This is a genomic window from Acidithiobacillus sp. IBUN Pt1247-S3, from assembly GCF_041146875.1.
Classification (GTDB): Bacteria; Pseudomonadota; Gammaproteobacteria; order Acidithiobacillales; family Acidithiobacillaceae; genus Igneacidithiobacillus.
Genome location: NZ_JBFRXP010000009.1, coordinates 73812 through 91263, shown reverse-complemented (window position 1 = coordinate 91263; position 17452 = coordinate 73812). Strand labels below are relative to the sequence as shown.

Genomic DNA, 17452 nt, shown 5'->3' with positions numbered 1-17452 from the left:
GCCGCGCATGCAACACGCAGATATGGTCGTCATCGGGGCAGGCGTTATCGGACTGAGCACGGCCTTGCGTTTAGCCCAGGCGGGCATGGCAGTGACTGTTTTGGAGCGTGGCTCCGCTGGCCGCGAGGCATCCTGGGCGGGCGGCGGCATCCTGAGCCCCTTACACGCCTGGCGATACCGCCCTGCACTACTTCGTTTGGCCTGGGAGGGCATGCGACGCTATCGAGACTTTGCCGAAGAGATCCACACGGCTTCGCACATCGATCCAGAATGGCAGGCGTGTGGGATGTGGATTCTTGATAGCCAAGAATTCCCGTTGCTGGAAGATGTTATCGAGTGGGGAGCGTCCTGGGGCTGGCATTGGCAACGGCACACGGCTACGCAAATGCGCGAACTCGCCCCCATGCTCCGCACAGACACCGCGCTCTTCTGCCAAGAGGTGGCGCAAGTGCGTAACCCACGCCTGCTCGCAGGCTTGGTAAAATATGTTTCGTCGCTTGGTGTCCACATCCGAGACAACAGCGAAGTCACCGAGATCAAAAGAGATGGGACATATTGGGTAGCGAAAACAGGCAATGTGGGGGTTCGCGCCGATCGAGTTTTGGTCAGCGGCGGCCCCTGGACAGCCAAAATCCTCGCGCAGCTAGGCATCCAAGTGCCGATACGTCCAGTACGCGGCCAGATACTATTACTGCAAGGACAAGCAAACTCCCTTCCACAAATAGTCTTGGAGGGAACACATTACCTAGTACAACGGCGGGACGGACAGCTACTGATCGGCAGTACCAGTGAGGAGGCCGGCTTTGACAAGTCCTGCACCTCTACTGCCGCAAACGAACTACTGGCATTTGCGCATCGCGTATTTCCCCCCAGTCGCTCTTACGCCGTTACCCGACAGTGGTCTGGCTTACGCCCTGGTAGTCCTGACAACATTCCTTTTATCACCAGTGTGCCGGATCATCCGGGCATGTATATCGCCAGCGGTCATTTTCGCTATGGACTCACTACCGCCCCGATCACCGCCGAATTGGTTCGCGATCTGGTACTGGGCCGCCCAACAAGTCTGGATCTTGCGCCCTACGGGCTTCCCCTGGCGAACAAAGAGTAATATATTAAACTCAGTATAGAGTTGCACTGGAACAAGCAAATGAACAGCGAAAGCATGAACAAGCAGGAAGTTTTGGAAACACTGCGGGATGCAGGCGTAAACCCGACCAGTCAGCGGGTGGAGATTGGTTATATTTTATTTGCCCAGCATGCGCATCTCTCCGCAGAAGAAATCATGCAGCGGGTGAATGCAGACTATGCCGTCGTATCTAAAGCAACAGTCTACAATACGCTTGGCCTTTTCGTGCAACATGGGTTGGTAAGGGAGGTCATCGTGGAACCCGGCAAGGTATTCTACGACTCCAATGTTTCCCCGCATCACCACTATTACTATGTCGACACTGGTGACTTGTTGGATATCCCTGCACAACAATTGCGTCTTGCCCAGCAACCGCAGCTTCCAGAAGACACGGAGCTAGAAGAAGTCGACATCGTGTTGCGGGTGCGCAAGCGCAAATCCGCCGCAGACGCGCAGCTCCCTAAGCACTAGTCATACATCTCGTTTCATAAGGTTCGTAAACGGGGCAAATTTTTGCTCCGTTACCATCGTTGAAGACTGGATACGCGCAAAAAACGTTGGGCAAACAAAAAGGGCTTGGTGACTACCCAAGCCCTACTCATTGGTGGAGCGGAGGAGGATCGAACTCCCGACCTTCGCATTGCGAACGCGACGCTCTCCCAGCTGAGCTACCGCCCCGATGATGGAGGCAGATCATAGCCTTTATGCCCCATGAATGCAATTACAGTTTTGCCGCTACGGAGCTTCGCGGTTGCCTCGTTCCAACTACACTATGCACATGAAGAACCGCCGCGCATCATTTGACCAATTGCTCGCCGATCTTGGTCAGCCCATTGCCTGCGTAGATCTGGAAACGACCGGAGGGCGCCCGCAACAGGATCGCATTCTGGAAGTTGGCATTGTTTTTCTCTCCCAAAACGAAGAGCCGCGAGAATGGACTCAGCTATTAAATCCTGGCTGCTCCGTTTCCCCATACATCAGCAAACTAACCGGGATTCACGCGCAGATGCTGCACGGCATGCCGCGCTTCGAGGAGCTTGCCGAGCAACTCGCAGCGCAGCTTCAAGGTCATATCATCGTCGCCCACAATGCGCGCTTCGATCTCGCTTTTTTACGCCAGTCCTTTCTGCGCGCGGAAATACCCTTCAAGGCGAAAACTTTATGCAGTGTCAAGTTGTCTCGACAATTGTTTCCCAGCGAGGCGCGACATGGGCTGGATGCCGTCATGGACCGCCTAGCGATCTCTTGCAGCAGTCGCCACCGTGCCTTGGGGGATGCCCGTGTGGTAGCAGAATTTATCCATCGCATGGCCGAGCAGCGCTATGATGATCTTGTACATGCGTGCAAAACTCAGTGGCAACAAGAGAGTCTCCCGCCCAATATTGATCCGCAAGAGATTGAAAGCATTCCGAATCGTCCGGGAGTGTATCTTTTCTTGGGAAAAAGCGAACTACCACTCTATATCGGAAAAAGCATTCATTTACGCAAGCGAGTTTTGGATCATTTTCGTAATGACTTTCATCAGGATCGAGAATTTCGCATAGCCCAGCAAGTCGAGCATATCGAATGGATAGAGACAGCCGATGAGCTCGGTGCACTATTGCTCGAGGCGCGCTTGGTCAAAGAAAGAAAACCTATTTATAACCGTATATTACGCCAGAAAAAAGACTTCTGCACGATTTTCTGGGAAGGACCAGGCACGGAGCCACCAAAAATTATTCATGGTGCAGAACTACGTCCCGGTGTCTGTTATGGAACATTTGCCAATCGTCGTAGCGCCAAAGCTGCGCTCAAGCATTTGGCCCAGAAATCGAGGCTGTGTGATATTCGCCTGGGATTACAAAACGGAACTGGCTCCTGTTTTGGATTCCAGATCAAGCGTTGTCTCGGCGCCTGCATTGGGCAAGAGTCCGCAATCCAACATGACGAGAGGCTGTACGATGCTCTACAGGTCATGCAGATTCAGCATTGGCCATATTCTGGACCAATCGGTATCCCCGAGGAAAACGATGGTTTCTACATCCATGTCTTTGATCGGTGGCGCCAAATGGGCATGATTCACAAAGAAACCGGAGAATCGACAGCGCTCGATAATCCGCTTATCTTTGATGCCGACATGTACCGGATTCTCCTCCGATACATCACAAACTCCCCGGGTAACGTGCTTCAGCTAGATCTTGATTGGTAACGCAAGGGGTTTGCGAGCCAGCGGGAACCATCCCGCACTGCAAATGGTCAATCAATTGTCATTCACTACACACAAAAGGACGCCGCAATGTTTGGGTTTGGAAAGGAAGAGATGCCAGCCGTGAACTGCCCCGCTTGTCAGGCTGGCATGGAGGATAAGGGCTCCCACGGCATACGTATGGGGGGACTGACCGGCATTCTGGGCGCGGGTGCCGCAATGGTTGCGGGTCAAATGGCGGATGACGCAGAGGAAGCCTTCGAGAAGAAAATGGCCGTACGCGTGTTTGTTTGCCCCCAGTGCCATGAGATTTCGCTCAAATACCAGGGCGGGCTCTGAGTGTCGGGCAATGCGCCACCCCTGTTCCGCAAGCAAATCCTTACCCTATGCATTTTACCCGTGCTGGGCGGCTTTTCGGGCAACGTTCTTGCCGCAGATGGCGTAGCCACCAGCCCGCACGGCTGGCAGTGGGTATGGCAGAAACTGGCGCGCTACGGCTATGTGCACGTCGTGTATGGTAGCTACATGGGGCGCTATGGTGGCGAGCACACGGTGGCTGCTTGGGATGTGGTAGTGCCGCCAACCCTGCAAAGGCTATCCAATACCTGGGGACATTCAGCCATGAACCCGGAGTTTCGTAGCGGCGTGATTCAATTTGAACGGGCGACTCATATCCTGCCCTTCAATAACATTTCACGCGGTCGCGTTACTGCGACGCTAGTCGACCGCTTGGATGCAGGCAATATTCCGCAGAACCCCTATCCTTTTCAGTGGGTTGAGGTTCGCAAGAATCATCACCCCGAGCAATTGCGGGTCTGGCAGGTACTTCCATCCAGCGCCACGGCCGTGCACTGGCGCGGTCACTGGAAATATCACTCCGTCTGCAATACCGGTGTGTTACATTCCACGCCAGATGGAACCTGGCCGGTGTATCAGCGTCTTGCCGACACGACGATGCACGGCACCTTTCCCGTTCCCATCAGCAAAGCCGAGTATCTCACCTTGTCCTCCAAGCAACGCGGCCATTATCATGGGCATTTGGTCTATTGGCAAAAGTATGTCGCGCCCAATGTCCGTTTTGTCAATTATTTCTACAATGGTCGGGCGATTCATTTTTACCCGCGTAAAAGCTATGGTTGGCCGCAGAGTGCTGGTTGTGTAGAAATGCCTTACAAAAACGCAGAGCATATGTTTCATCTGCTGCACTACGGTGATCTGGTATCCATAGTTGGGAAATACCAAATGGTTTCACCGGAAAAAGAAAGACTTCTTCTTGCGCAGGAAAGCTTACGCAAAAAAATCATGCGCAGTATACAAACGCAGAAGATTGGCTCAGCATGAATACCCCTCGCGATTTTCTCCGCGTGCATTTGCATCCATCGAGGCAAAGCGGTTCCCACCCGCTACTCGCGACGCTGCTGTTTTGCAGCATGACCATCCCAGGTATTGCCGCTGCCAATACTGGGTTTCATCCGGTAAACCAAAACATTAGTGGCTCGCCCGTACGCCTGCTATACAATCACGAAACCGTGCGTGTGAAAAAAAACGGCAGCTATCGCGTGCGGCAGAAGCAAGTCTGGGAGCTACGCAATAGCAATTTCACCTCCGCACTCAACCCCTTTACCTTACAATATTCGTCAGAAATGGGGAGCCTGCATGTCGTGCGGGCATGGGTAAGCACGCCCTCCGGCCAAAAAATACCCATAACTGCGCAAGCTATCTACCGACGTCCGGTGGCGGCCGCAGCAGGCGCCCCCATGTATAGTCACGCACAAGAATTGAGCATCGAGTTGCCAAAACTACAACGCGGGGATCGCTTTCATTTAATCACCGAAAAGATACAGCACACCCCCTATTTCCCTGGGCAATATTCTGCCCTGTGGCAGATTCCCAGTACCCTCAGTGCGCGTAACTATGAAGTGCGTGTCGTAGCGCCCAGCGCTTTGCATCTGCGTGCGGCAGTGACTGGACCCTGGCAACTGAAGCGTCAAGAAAAGGGCGAGGAAGAGATTTTCACTGCGCGCGTCACCGTACACCATGCCAGCTACCCCGGTCCGGCTACGGTAAGTGAACGCCAATTCGACCCTCTCTTTGAGTTGAGTTCCTTCCCAAGTTGGGCCGCAGTAGGCCAGGCATATTGGACACGCGCCAAGGGCAAGGCCGCACTCACCCCAGAGTTACGTCACACTGCAGCACAAATCAGCGGCAAGCAACAAGGCTGGCAAGCACAAAAATCGCTATATTCTTGGGTATCCAAAAATATTCGCTATGTTGGCCTGGAACTCGGCGTTGGCGGATATGTACCGATCTCTGCGCAAAAGACACTGGCTACCCGGTACGGTGATTGTAAGGCACATGCAACCCTGCTTGAGGCGTTATTTGCGGCACGCGGTCATCCTTTATATCCCGTTTTGATCAACTGGAATCAGGTCTTTTCGCTGCCACCGCTACCCACGCCTTTTTGGTTTAATCACGCGATAGATTACGCACCAGAACGCAAGATCTTTCTGGACAGCACCGGCGAATTTGAAACCCCAAGGCAGCTCGCCGTGGGCGAGCGCGATAAGCCCGCGCTCATTACCGGCCCGCATTCCCATCTTGCCCGCACGCCCGGCGCCGAACCCGAGAATAATCAGCTACGCTACACAGCCCAGCTTACATTGCTGCCCAATGGCACCTTGCAAGGCACAGCGCAGATGCAGGCCCGTGGTTGGTGGGCGTGGATGTACCGCGAGACCTTTGCTTCCCTGCCGCCAGCATCGTATCCGCGGGTAATGACGGCGGTATTGCAAAATCAGGGAGGCGGAAATGGCAGCTTTCAACCGAGTGACCCCAATTTGCTCGATCAACCCTTTGCACTCCGTGCCCATTGGCAGACCCCTGCCTACACGCGCCTGGGTCAGCAATTGAGCCTCGTGCTCCCTGCCGGCCCCTATCTTACGCCAGGCTTGGGAGCCGGAACATCACCAACGGTAGCCCTGGCGCAAGTGGTAGGACCACAAGCGCGCAAGCACCCGGTCACCATTTATTTGGGGCAGATCCGTTGGCAGACGGATTTGCAATTGCCCGCGGGTTATCATCCGCTGTACCTTCCGCCAGCATCGCGAATGCACAATGCGGCCGGAAGCTTTTCGTCTGTAATCAAACTACATGGCTTGGTCTTGCAAGCAGAGTATCGTTTGCGCCTGAATCGCGTCGTTTATAATCCGAAGCAATATCCTGCCCTGCGACGGCTTTTGCTTGCGGACTATACGGCACAGCAAGCCGCGTTTCTCTTCACCCGTAATAAAGGCTAGGGCGCAATGCAGACAAGAATTCTCAGCGTACTGGCTTGCGGCGCCCTATTCTTCCTCCATGCTATGGCTGCGATGGCACAGCCCCCTAATCCTGTCGAGAATTACCAACTCCTACAGGCCAATAGCCAAATTACCGTGCAAAAAAATGGTAGTTTCAGCGAAACCGTAACGCGGGTCATTGCGCCGCTTACCCCGGCCGGAGTGGCTTCGCAATCGCAATTTTCCATATTCTATCCGGCCAATTTTGCCCACGTCCAGGTACTATACGCATACACCGAAACGCCCCAGAAACGGCGCTATCTGGTGCCCAAGGATGCAGAATTCAGCCAGTCCACGGCGGGCGCATTACATGCGCCATTCCTGAGTGATGGCAGACAACTGAGTCTGGTTTTTCCCAATGTCGCACCCGGCGATACCTTGCACGTTCGCTATCGGATTGACTATCAACATGCCTATTTGCCCGGCATTTATGCCGCCAGCATGCTCATTGCTCCCAACATTGCCCTGTTGCGGGGGCAAGTTTCCTTGCAAGTGCCAGCGGGGGAAAAGATCTATAGTGGCGTGCAGGGACATCATTGGCATCGTCACAGCGATAGCAACGGCGAAAGCTACAGCACGCAACTTTTGCACGTCTCCTATCCGCCAGCGGGTTCACCAGCCCTGAGCGAATTTTCGCCCCTCGCCGTTCTCAGCACCGCGCCAAATTGGCAGGTCATTGCCCAGGCGTATAACCAGCTCGCGCAACCCGCGATGCGGATCAGCCCCAACATTCAAAATCTGGCGAGGAAGATTGCTGGTTCCGACTCCGGGATTGCGGCAGTGCGCAAAATCTATCTCTGGTTTCAACGCCATATGCACAGCGTTTCCGTAAATTACGCGGACGCCGGTTTTCGCCCCCTAGCCGCCAGCGCTACGCTCGCGCGTGGACTCGGGGATAGCAACAGCAACGCCGCTTTGCTTTGCGCTATGTTGCACGCCGTGCGGATTCCTGCAGTACCCGCCATGCTGTCCACCAACGCGCGTTTTCACCTGTGGCCAGCACCGAGTCCCTTTGCTTTCAGTCACTTCTTAGTCTATCTGCCGCAGCAGAAATTGTTCCTGGACCCCAGCGTACGCCACCACGACATCGACCAACTTCCCATCGCCGACGCTGGCCGGCCTGTGCTGATTACCGGTTCTCAGCCGCAGATTCTGCGCACGCCCATGCCAAGTCTCAGCACGCCCCTGGTCGTCACCCGTTCCACCATCCAACTCCATCGCAACGGTGACGGCAATCTGCTGCAAACCAGTTGGTATCGAGGGTATCTGGCGGCGCAAACGCGCGGCGGTCTTGCCGGGCTGCATGGCCGCCTGTTGTGGAAGAGTATGGCATCTTCCTTTTACACCCAAGGTAACCTGGGCCAACTGCAAGACATCGCCTTTGCGCAGCGTCGAGAATCTCAGAAGCCGCTCGGCATTCGGATCAGAGCAAGCACCCTGGGGCTTTTTCCGCCGGGTAAGCGCATTGCCTTGACTCCCGTCAATCTGTTGGATCATGGCTTGCTCGCCTTTACCGGGCAAACGCAGCGTCAGCAGGCGAGCCTGTTGACGCCTACGCGCCAGGTCAGCGTTACCCGATTGGTCCTGCCTACCGGCTATCAGCCGGTATTCTTGCCGCACGATGAGGCCCTTCATTCGGCCGTCGGCGATTATCGATTGACCTATCGATTCCTGGGCAAGGTGCTAACGATTCGACAAGCCCTGACCCTGCCCAATTTTCTCGTGAGCGCCAAGGACTTCCCTCTCCTGCACCAGTTGGCAACAACTTGTTCCCGCGCGAGCCGTACGGTGATCCTCTTGCAACGTCATTGATCGCTGCCATTGCGCCGGATCGTTTCGTGTGTATCCGCAGTGGCGGTTTGCCAGTCGCCCGCCGAGGTCTTACCATCAATGGATAATTAGGCTGCGACGACAAAGATCATGACAACACCCATCGATTCCCATCTCAGCGAAGAGCGCCTTTTTCCTGTGCCCGAGGATTTTGCGGCGAGCGCAAACATCGATCACAGCGAATATCAGCGCCTACAGACAGAGGCGCAGAAGGATCCGGAAAAGTTTTGGGGCACATTGGCGCGGGAACACCTGCATTGGGACAAGCCCTTCACCCAGATTCTGGACGAACGCGAAGCGCCCTTCTACCGCTGGTTTGCCGATGGCAGACTCAACGTTGCCGCCAACTGTATCGACCGGCATTTGCATGGCACGCAAAAACACAAGGCGGCGCTGATCTGGGAAGGCGAAGATGGCAGCGTTAAGACTCTCACCTATGCGCAATTACATCGTGAGGTGAGCATTTTTGCCAACACCCTGCGCGCCCAGGGCATAGAGGCAGGCGATCGGGTGGTGATTTATATGCCCATGGTCATCGAAGCGGTGGTGTCGATGCTCGCCTGCGCACGCATCGGCGCCGTACATTCGGTAGTCTTTGGCGGTTTTTCTGCCGAGGCCCTGAAAGACCGTTTGGAAGACACTGGGGCAAAGCTATTGCTTACCGCCGACGGCGCCTTCCGTGGCGGAAAAATCGTCCCCCTCAAGCGTCATGCCGATCAGGCCCTGCTACGTGAGCAGGAACACCAGGTGGAGCGCGTCATCGTGTTGCAGCGCACTGGTAGCGAGGTCGACATGCTGGATGGCCGCGACCTGTGGTGGCACGACGCGGTCAATGGGCAATCGGCGGATTGTCCGGCCACCCCCTTCCCCGCCGAGCATCCTCTCTTCATCCTCTACACCTCGGGCAGCACCGGCAAGCCGAAAGGCATTTTGCACAGTTGTGCCGGCTATTTGCTATGGACAAAAGTTACCAGTCATTGGGCCTTTGATCTACGCGCCGAAGACATCTATTGGTGTACTGCCGACGTCGGCTGGATTACCGGCCATAGCTATGTAGTCTACGGGCCGCTAGCGAATGGTGCCACGGTATTCCTGTACGAAGGTGCGCCGATGTACCCGCATCCTGATCGCTTTTGGTCCATGATTGAGCGCCACGGCATCAGCGTCCTCTACACCGCGCCCACGGCCGTGCGTGCGTTTATGAAGATGGGTGATAGTTGGGTCCAGAAACATGATCTGAGCAGCTTGCGTTTGCTCGGCAGTGTGGGCGAGCCCATGAATCCGGAAGCGTGGATCTGGTATCGCGACAGTATCGGTGCCAGCACGTGCCCCATTGTCGATACCTGGTGGCAGACCGAGACTGGAGGGCACATGATCGCCCCGCTACCCGGTGTGAGTGCCAACAAACCCGGTTCCTGCGCCCTGCCCCTACCGGGCATTTCCGCCAAGATCGTAGATGAGCAAGGGGTAGAAGTCACGACTCCCGACCAAGGTGGCTATCTGGTCATCGATCGCCCCTGGCCAGGGATGCTACGCGGGATTTGGGGCAACCCCGAACGCTATGTACAAACCTACTGGAGCAAGTTCGCGAATCGCTACTACATCGCCGGAGATAGCGCCCGGCGCGATGGTGATGGCTATTTTTGGGTGATGGGTCGTATTGACGACGTGCTCAATGTTTCCGGCCATCGACTAGGCACTGCCGAGATCGAGTCTGCACTTGTGGCCCATCCCGCCGTTGCCGAGGCGGCGGTGGTCGGTGTACCGCACGAGATCAAGGGCGAGGCCATCTCCGCCTTTGTCATCCTCAAGGCCGCCCATCAGGGAGATGATCATGATCAACTCAGCGCCGCGCTGCGCTCTCAGGTGACAGATATGATTGGTGCCATCGCCCGCCCCGACGATATCCATTTCGTTGATGCTCTACCCAAAACGCGCTCCGGCAAAATTATGCGTCGCCTGCTACGCGCCCAGGCCCGCGGTGAAGAAATCACGCAGGATATCAGTACGCTCGAGGATTGATGGTGGTCATCCGACTATGAAAACCGGCACTGTCAACATCACCAACCGCGTTTCCGCTGTCGAGGCCATCAAGCGCCTGGGAGAGGAAGATCTGCTTTTTCTCAATCACCTGATTGTCGAGCGCTTGCAGCTCATCGCCCAGGAACGCACGACGACTCTCATGATCAGTTTCACCCGCGGTGACCGCGTCAGTTTCCAGGGCCCGGATGGCCTCACGCACGAGGGAGTGGTTCTGCGCTTGAACAAGAAAACGATCAGTGTTCTTACCGAACGCAGGCAGCAATGGAACGTCGCTCCCGCGCTGCTGCAACTTGTGCAGACCGCGCGCGACATACATCTCCCGTAAACATACCTGCATGCCCCTCGATTACACCACCCTGGAGCTACTGCGGCAGAATCATCCCGCCTGGCGGCTGCTGCGTGCCCAGCACGCAGCGCTGGTTGCCAGCTTTCTGCATCGGGCATTTATCGTTCCCCACGTCCGCAATCTGGCACAGGCGGATTTGGTTGAGGCACTGGAAGACGAATTGTTCGCCCTGCGCGAGCAATTGGGAAGCGAGAGCTTTCCCGGTACGGCGCAGAGCTATCTCAATGATTGGGCCGACGATAGCAAAGGCTGGTTACGGAAATTTTATCCCGCCGGCACCGACGAAGCGCATTTTGATCTGACGCCCACCACCGAAAAGGCTCTTTCCTGGCTCGAAGGATTGACCACGCGCAGCTTTGTTGGCACCGAATCGCGCCTGCTCACGTTATTTGATCTACTACAGCAAATGCGTGAAGGAAGCCAGACAGATCCCGAGCTGCGCGTTAGCGAGCTGCAAAAACGCCGCGACGAAATTGACAGCGAAATCGAGCGCATTTTGGCCGGAGACATTCCTCTCCTGGACGATACCGGTCTGAAAGATCGCTTTCAGCAGTTTTTGCAACTGGCGCGCGAACTACTGACCGATTTTCGCGAGGTAGAACATAACTTCCGCAACCTCGACCGTCAGGTGCGCGAACGCATTGCGCTGTGGGATGGCGCGAAAGGCGCGTTGCTGGAAGAGATCATGGGCAGGCGCGATACCATTGCCGATTCCGACCAGGGAAAGAGCTTTCGCGCGTTCTGGGATTTTCTCATGTCCCAGGCGCGCCAAGAGGAATTGACGCAGATGTTGGAGCATGTGCTGTCTCTGGCACCCATCCAGTCGATGCAACCAGAGGCTCGCCTGCAGCGGGTCCATTACGACTGGTTGGAGGCCGGAGAGCATACCCAGCGCACGGTGGCCATGCTATCGGAGCAGCTCCGACGTTTTCTTGACGACCGCGCCTGGCTGGAAAACCGCCGTATCATGGACATCCTGCACCAGATCGAAAATCAGGCGCTTGCAGTACGCGAACAGCAACCCAAAGGCGAATTCCTCGCCCTAGACGAAACCTCCGCCACCATCGAACTCCCTCTGGAACGCAGCCTGTATCGCCCTCCTCTGCGTCCTGTGATCGCCGAAGTCGCGCTCGAAGAGGGTGATGCCGAAGTAGACACCGCAGCCCTCTATGCACAAATCGTCGTGAATCGTGCGGAGTTGGCAGGCAATATTCGCCACGCACTGCAAAGTCACAGCCAGATCAGTCTCGCAGAATTGCTGGATCAGCACCCATTGCAGCAGGGTCTGGCAGAATTGGTGGTCTATCTGCAATTGGCGAGCGAGTGGCCAAAAACAGTGGTAGACGATATGGTACAGGAACACATCCGTTGGCAGACGGCGTCGGGAGAAATCCGCAAGGCCACCCTGCCTCGCATCATTTTGCTGAGAAATTGAAAATGGATAACGCGACCCAGGAGCTCTCCTCCGTACTCGTCCCCCTGCTCAAGGGTGTACTGTATCGGGACGAGAGCCCAGCCTTGTGGAATGCGCTACTGCAACTGCAAGCTCAGGTGCGGGACTACATAACCGTGCTCGGTCTGGATTTGCAGCTTGACGAAGCAGAGGGCTACGCATTTTTACGCTCGCGCCCGGAAGACGAGGAAGAGATCCAGACGCCGCGGCTGGTAGCTCGCCGCCAACTCTCCTACCCCGTCAGTCTGCTGCTGGCCTTGTTGCGCAAAAAATTGGCAGAATTTGACGCTGGCGGTGGTGATACGCGCCTGATCCTCTCGCGCGATGAGGTTGTGGAGCTGGTCCGCATCTTTGTGCCGGCCGGCAGCAATGAGGTAAAGCTCATTGACCAGGTCGATGCCAGCCTGAACAAAATCGCCGAACTTGGCTTTGTCCGGCGCCTGCGCGGCCAGCCACAGATGCTCGAAGTGCGGCGCATCATTAAGGCCTTTGTCGATGCCCAATGGCTCGCCGACTTTGACCAGCGACTAACGGAATACCGCCAGCAAATTGGCCAAGCGGTGGAGGACGCAGATGACTGAGGCGCTGGAACTGGAGTTTATGGCCGACGACCGGCTGGCCGGATTTCGCCTGCAACGGCTGGAAGTCTACAATTGGGGTACGTTCCATCAGCGCGTCTGGACCTTGCATCTGCACGGCAAAAACGGCCTGCTCACAGGCGACATCGGCTCGGGCAAATCGACTCTGGTGGATGCCGTAACCACCCTGCTGGTGCCCAGCCATCGCGTGGCCTACAACAAGGCCGCCGGCGCCGAGAGTCGCGAACGTACTCTGCGTTCCTATGTTCTGGGCTACTACAAATCCGAACGCCAGGAGAGTCTGGGTAACGCGAAGCCGGTCGCACTACGCGACGTCAGCAATTATTCGGTAATCCTTGGCGTATTTCACAACGCTGGCTACGACAAAACCGTCACCCTGGCGCAAGTGTTCTGGATGACAGACGCCGGCGGGCAACCAGCGCACCTCTATGCAGCCTGCGAACGCGATCTCGCCATCAGCGCCGATTTTTCCGGTTTTGGCAAAGAAATGAACGGGTTGCGTAAGCAATTGCGCGCACGGGGCGTAGAGTTGTTCGATAGCTTTCCACCCTACAGCGCCTGGTTCCGGCGCCGTTTTGGTATCGACAATGAACAGGCGCTGGACCTGTTTCATCAAACGGTATCCATGAAGTCGGTTGGCAACCTGACCGATTTTGTGCGCGACCACATGCTCGAGCCATTCGACGTAGCACCGCGTATCAATGCCCTGATTACCCACTTCGAGGATCTCCATCGCGCCCACGAAGCCGTCCTCAAGGCCAAACGCCAAATCGAAATGCTCGACCCGTTAGTCGCTGATACCGAGCGACATCAGGAATTATCGATCACAATAGACCATCTGCGCGCCTGTCGCGATGCCCTTCGCCCCTGGTTTGCCAGCATCAAACTAGACTTGCTGACAAAACGTCTTGGCACCTTGCACGAGGACCAAGCCCGCCAGCAGGTGGCCATCGAACGCCTGCAAGAACAACGGCGTGCGCAGCAAAGTGAGGAGCGCGACCTGCGCCGTAGCATCGCCGAAAATGGCGGTGACCGCATTGCCAGCATCGCCGCAGAAATCCAGCAAAAGGAAGATGAGCGCGAGCGGCGCAAACACAAGGCAACCCGCTATGCAGAACTGCTCGGCTCTTTGCAGCAACGCCCCGCAGTCAATGAGGAAGATTTCTTACGGCAGCAGGCAGAGATCGTCCATTGGCGCGAAAGTAGCGAAGATGCGCAAATGCAGGCGCAAAATGCGCTCACCGAAGCAGAGGTCTCCTTCCGTCAAGGCAAGGACGAACATGATCAGTTGCAGGCGGAAATCACCGGACTGAAAGCCCGCGTCAGCAATATCGACGAAAAGCAGATCGCCTTGCGCCGCTTGCTCTGTCAGGCCCTCCATCTGGCGGAAGAAGAAATGCCTTTCGCCGGCGAATTACTGCAGGTGCGGGAATCGGAACGCGACTGGGAGGGAGCTATTGAGCGCGCCCTGCACGGTTTCGGCCTCTCTCTATTGGTGCCCGATCGCCATTATGCGCAAGTGGAGGAATGGGTAGACCAGAACTCGCTGCGCGGACGTCTGGTGTATTTCCGCGTACGCGATGGTGCACGCAGCGCGGAGGCCAGTCTCCATCCCGATTCGTTGGTCCACAAGCTGCAAATCAAGCCCAACTCTCCCTTCTATGTCTGGATCGAACGCGAGATCGGTCATCGTTTCGACATTGCCTGCTGCCAAACCCAAGAACAATTTCGTCGCGAAACGCGAGCCATTACCCGCGCCGGACAGATCAAGACCCCCGGCGAACGCCATGAAAAAGATGACCGCCACCACCTGGACGACCGCCGGCGCTACGTGCTTGGCTGGAGCAACACAGAAAAGATTGCGGCGCTGGAAAACGAGGCGAAGGCGCATCAAACCCGGCTCGCCGGCCTTGCCGCCCAGATCAGCGCCCTGCAGAAAGAGCAAAACACCCTGCGGGATCGCCTTAACAGCTTATCCAAGCTTGGGGAGTACAACGACTTTCGGGAACTGGACTGGCAACCCCTAGCCCTGAGCATTGCCCGTCTGGAAGAGGAAAAACAGAATCTTGAGGCGAGCTCCGATCAGCTGCAACTCCTCAGCTCACAACTGCGCCAAGTGGAAGCCCAACTGCAAGAAACCGAAAGGCAATTAGACGAGCGCAAAGACAAACGCTCCAAAATTGAGGAAAAAATCAGCTCTGCGCAAGAGATGCAAGAACAGGCGCACGCCATAGTGGCAGCAGCGGGTGCGGAACAGAAGCAATTTGGCGCCCTTGCCGAAATGCGTCCTGATGCCATCGGCAACCAGCTCATCTCCATAGAGTCCTGCGACAATCGCGAACATGACATGCGCGAATGGCTGCATGCGCGCATCGGTGGAGAAGATGCCAAGAGCAAACGACTGGCAGAGAAAATCATCCGGGCGATGAGCGAGTATAAAGCAGCATGGCCGCTGGAAAGCAGCGAAGTGGACGCCCATCTGGCAGCAGCCCCGGAATACCGTAGCATGCTTGAGCAGCTCCAGGCCGATGGCCTGCCGCGCTTTGCGGGTCGCTTCAAGGAGCTGCTCAACGAAAACACGATTCGGGAGGTCGCCAATTTTCAATCGCAACTGGCACGTGAACGGGAGACTATCAAAGAACGGATTGCGCAGATCAACGAGTCGCTCACGCAAATCGACTACAACCCCGGCCGCTATATCAGTCTCGAGGCACAGATGAACCTCGACGCCGATATACGTGACTTTCAGAGCGAATTGCGTACCTGTACCGAAGGCGCACTCACGGGCTCCGAGGACGGGCAGTATTCCGAGGCCAAGTTTTTACAGGTCAAGCGCATCATCGAACGCTTCCGTGGGCGGGACGAATATGCCGATCTGGACCGGCGTTGGACCGCCAAGGTCACCGATGTGCGCAACTGGTTTGTGTTTGCCGCCAGTGAACGCTGGCGCGAAGACAATAGTGAACATGAGCACTATGCAGATTCCGGCGGCAAATCTGGCGGGCAAAAGGAAAAGCTCGCCTATACCGTGCTCGCCGCCAGCCTCGCGTATCAGTTTGGCCTGGAATGGGGCGCGGTGCGTTCGCGCTCCTTCCGCTTCGTGGTGATCGACGAGGCCTTCGGCCGTGGTTCCGACGAGTCGGCACAGTATGGCCTGCAATTATTTGCCCAACTCAATCTGCAATTATTGATCGTTACCCCGTTACAAAAAATTCACATTATCGAACCCTATGTAGCCGGCGTTGGATTTGTCTACAATGAAGAGGGGCGTAATTCGGTTTTACGCAACCTGACTATCGAAGAATATCGCAGCGAAAAAGAACGGATGCAGGGATGAACTGGACCCGTCCCGCAGATGTCAAAGCGCAGGTACAAAGGCTTTGGGATCGCGGGGTATTACTCGCTGCGGTAGCCGATGGAGAAGATGCACTCTTCCCTCTGCGCCTGCCAATCAAAGGCCCAAATTCCCGCGAACTGAGCGAGCGCTTTTCCGAGGTGCGCGACTGGATCAGCGCCCTGTCCGCCGCAGCCATTCACTATCGCATTGAATGGCGCACGGTGAATCATCGTGTTCTCGGTAGCAACGAAATTCCCTCTGCCATCTGGATCGACCAGCCAACTGACGCGCTCCTCTTCATTGGCAAACGACGTGCCGCGGAACAATTTTCACAACTGCTCGAGCAAACCCGCGTGCAGCAACCGGCATTGCTCCCCTGGCTACGAAAACGCCCCCTGCACGCCCTGGAACTAGCGGAGGACTGGCCATCTTTGCTGGAGGTCATCCAGTGGCTGCAAGACCATCCGCGCCCAGGCATTTATTTGCGTCAACTCGACCTGCCCGGCATTCATAGTAAATGGCTCGAAAGCCACCGCGCTGTACTGGCAGAGTTGCTGGACCGCGCGCTTCCCGAAGACGCCATCGATAGTACCCACGTTGGCATTGGTGGATTTTGCCAACGCTATGGCTTTCAAGACAAACCGACACGGGTACGCTTCCGCATATTGGATATTGGCCTGCGCATGTTTCCGGGAACAGAAGATCAGGACATCACGCTAACGGCGCCGGCCTTCGCAGCTCTGTCGCTATCGGTCGACACCGTTTTCATCACCGAAAATGAAATCAATTTTTTGACTTTCCCAGCATTTCCAAGAGCGATAGTGATCTTCGGTGCGGGCTACGGCTTCGAGAATCTTGCTGCTGCGCGCTGGCTACACGATAAGCACGTCTATTACTGGGGGGACCTCGATACCCATGGGTTTGCCATACTGGATCAATTGCGCAAAACCGTTCCACAGACCGTTTCGTTTTTAATGGATGAACACACCCTCCTCGCCCATCGCTCGCTGTGGGGGAAGGAGACAAAGCCCGAAACCGCTACCTTAAACCGTCTAAATGCTATGGAGTTGACCTTGTACGAGCAATTACGGGACAAACACTGGGGTGAGGGAGTTCGTCTGGAACAAGAGCGAATTGGATTTGACTACCTACGTAATTTTCTTACCGAGATAACTCTTTGACCGCAACATTGCACCCG

13 protein-coding genes and 1 tRNA gene are annotated in these 17452 nt (G+C 56.0%); 13 read left to right on the top strand and 1 reads right to left on the bottom strand.

Annotated features, from left to right (window positions below):
• The first annotated feature begins 7 nt into the window (after positions 1 to 7).
• The gene (gene thiO / locus AB4090_RS08290) at positions 8 to 1108 is read left to right on the top strand and encodes a glycine oxidase ThiO (protein ID WP_369573401.1); all 1101 of its coding nucleotides are present in this window, start codon (positions 8 to 10) and stop codon (positions 1106 to 1108) included.
• 39 nt (positions 1109 to 1147) lie between these two features.
• A complete protein-coding gene (locus AB4090_RS08285; RefSeq protein ID WP_369573400.1) occupies positions 1148 to 1597 on the top strand; it encodes a Fur family transcriptional regulator in 450 nt (149 codons plus the stop codon).
• Positions 1598 to 1728: 131 nt separating this feature from the next.
• Here the strand turns inward: AB4090_RS08285 and AB4090_RS08280 are convergent.
• Positions 1729 to 1804 (bottom strand) — tRNA-Ala (locus tag AB4090_RS08280).
• Between the two features lie 100 nt (positions 1805 to 1904).
• Here AB4090_RS08280 and AB4090_RS08275 point away from each other — a divergent pair.
• The 11 genes from AB4090_RS08275 (at position 1905) to AB4090_RS08225 (ending at position 17435) form a co-directional block, all read left to right on the top strand.
• Positions 1905 to 3314 carry an exonuclease domain-containing protein gene (locus AB4090_RS08275; RefSeq protein ID WP_369573399.1) on the top strand — a complete coding sequence of 470 codons (1410 nt, stop codon included), beginning with the start codon at positions 1905 to 1907 and terminating at the stop codon, positions 3312 to 3314.
• A gap of 87 nt (positions 3315 to 3401) precedes the next feature.
• The gene (locus AB4090_RS08270; RefSeq protein WP_369573398.1) at positions 3402 to 3650 is read left to right on the top strand and encodes a hypothetical protein; all 249 of its coding nucleotides are present in this window, start codon (positions 3402 to 3404) and stop codon (positions 3648 to 3650) included.
• Positions 3651 to 4652, top strand: coding sequence for a L,D-transpeptidase (locus tag AB4090_RS08265; protein ID WP_369573397.1), 1002 nt, complete (start codon positions 3651 to 3653; stop codon positions 4650 to 4652).
• A complete protein-coding gene (locus AB4090_RS08260) occupies positions 4649 to 6607 on the top strand; it encodes a DUF3857 domain-containing protein (protein WP_369573396.1) in 1959 nt (652 codons plus the stop codon). Before AB4090_RS08265 ends, AB4090_RS08260 begins: the two co-directional genes overlap by 4 nt.
• Before the next feature lie 72 nt (positions 6608 to 6679).
• Positions 6680 to 8458, top strand: a complete 1779-nt coding sequence (locus AB4090_RS08255) for a DUF3857 domain-containing protein (protein WP_369573395.1) — start codon at positions 6680 to 6682, stop codon at positions 8456 to 8458.
• A 108-nt stretch (positions 8459 to 8566) separates the two neighbouring features.
• On the top strand, positions 8567 to 10498 hold the full coding sequence (gene acs / locus AB4090_RS08250) for an acetate--CoA ligase (protein WP_369573394.1): 1932 nt from the start codon (positions 8567 to 8569) through the stop codon (positions 10496 to 10498).
• A 16-nt stretch (positions 10499 to 10514) separates the two neighbouring features.
• A complete protein-coding gene (locus AB4090_RS08245; protein ID WP_369573393.1) occupies positions 10515 to 10844 on the top strand; it encodes a hypothetical protein in 330 nt (109 codons plus the stop codon).
• A 10-nt stretch (positions 10845 to 10854) separates the two neighbouring features.
• Entirely contained in the window at positions 10855 to 12300 is a 1446-nt protein-coding gene (locus tag AB4090_RS08240) for a DUF3375 domain-containing protein (RefSeq protein WP_369573392.1), read from the top strand.
• A gap of 2 nt (positions 12301 to 12302) precedes the next feature.
• The gene (locus AB4090_RS08235; RefSeq protein WP_369573391.1) at positions 12303 to 12899 is read left to right on the top strand and encodes a DUF4194 domain-containing protein; all 597 of its coding nucleotides are present in this window, start codon (positions 12303 to 12305) and stop codon (positions 12897 to 12899) included.
• Complete coding sequence (locus AB4090_RS08230; RefSeq protein WP_369573390.1) at positions 12892 to 16254, top strand: ATP-binding protein; 3363 nt, start codon at positions 12892 to 12894, stop codon at positions 16252 to 16254. Before AB4090_RS08235 ends, AB4090_RS08230 begins: the two co-directional genes overlap by 8 nt.
• Entirely contained in the window at positions 16251 to 17435 is a 1185-nt protein-coding gene (locus tag AB4090_RS08225) for a DUF3322 domain-containing protein (RefSeq protein WP_369573389.1), read from the top strand. The genes AB4090_RS08230 and AB4090_RS08225 overlap by 4 nt, the downstream gene beginning before the upstream one ends.
• Positions 17436 to 17452 lie beyond the last annotated feature (17 nt).

Bases quoted from the DNA above. Each gene is read 5' to 3' on its own strand.
- thiO (WP_369573401.1), top strand. From the start codon at position 8: ATGCAACACGCAGATATGGTCGTCATCGGGGCAGGCGTTATCGGACTG.
- AB4090_RS08285 (WP_369573400.1), top strand. From the start codon at position 1,148: ATGAACAGCGAAAGCATGAACAAGCAGGAAGTTTTGGAAACACTGCGG.
- AB4090_RS08275 (WP_369573399.1), top strand. From the start codon at position 1,905: ATGAAGAACCGCCGCGCATCATTTGACCAATTGCTCGCCGATCTTGGT.
- AB4090_RS08270 (WP_369573398.1), top strand. From the start codon at position 3,402: ATGTTTGGGTTTGGAAAGGAAGAGATGCCAGCCGTGAACTGCCCCGCT.
- AB4090_RS08260 (WP_369573396.1), top strand. From the start codon at position 4,649: ATGAATACCCCTCGCGATTTTCTCCGCGTGCATTTGCATCCATCGAGG.
- AB4090_RS08255 (WP_369573395.1), top strand. From the start codon at position 6,680: ATGGCACAGCCCCCTAATCCTGTCGAGAATTACCAACTCCTACAGGCC.
- acs (WP_369573394.1), top strand. From the start codon at position 8,567: ATGACAACACCCATCGATTCCCATCTCAGCGAAGAGCGCCTTTTTCCT.
- AB4090_RS08245 (WP_369573393.1), top strand. From the start codon at position 10,515: ATGAAAACCGGCACTGTCAACATCACCAACCGCGTTTCCGCTGTCGAG.
- AB4090_RS08240 (WP_369573392.1), top strand. From the start codon at position 10,855: ATGCCCCTCGATTACACCACCCTGGAGCTACTGCGGCAGAATCATCCC.
- AB4090_RS08235 (WP_369573391.1), top strand. From the start codon at position 12,303: ATGGATAACGCGACCCAGGAGCTCTCCTCCGTACTCGTCCCCCTGCTC.
- AB4090_RS08230 (WP_369573390.1), top strand. From the start codon at position 12,892: ATGACTGAGGCGCTGGAACTGGAGTTTATGGCCGACGACCGGCTGGCC.
- AB4090_RS08225 (WP_369573389.1), top strand. From the start codon at position 16,251: ATGAACTGGACCCGTCCCGCAGATGTCAAAGCGCAGGTACAAAGGCTT.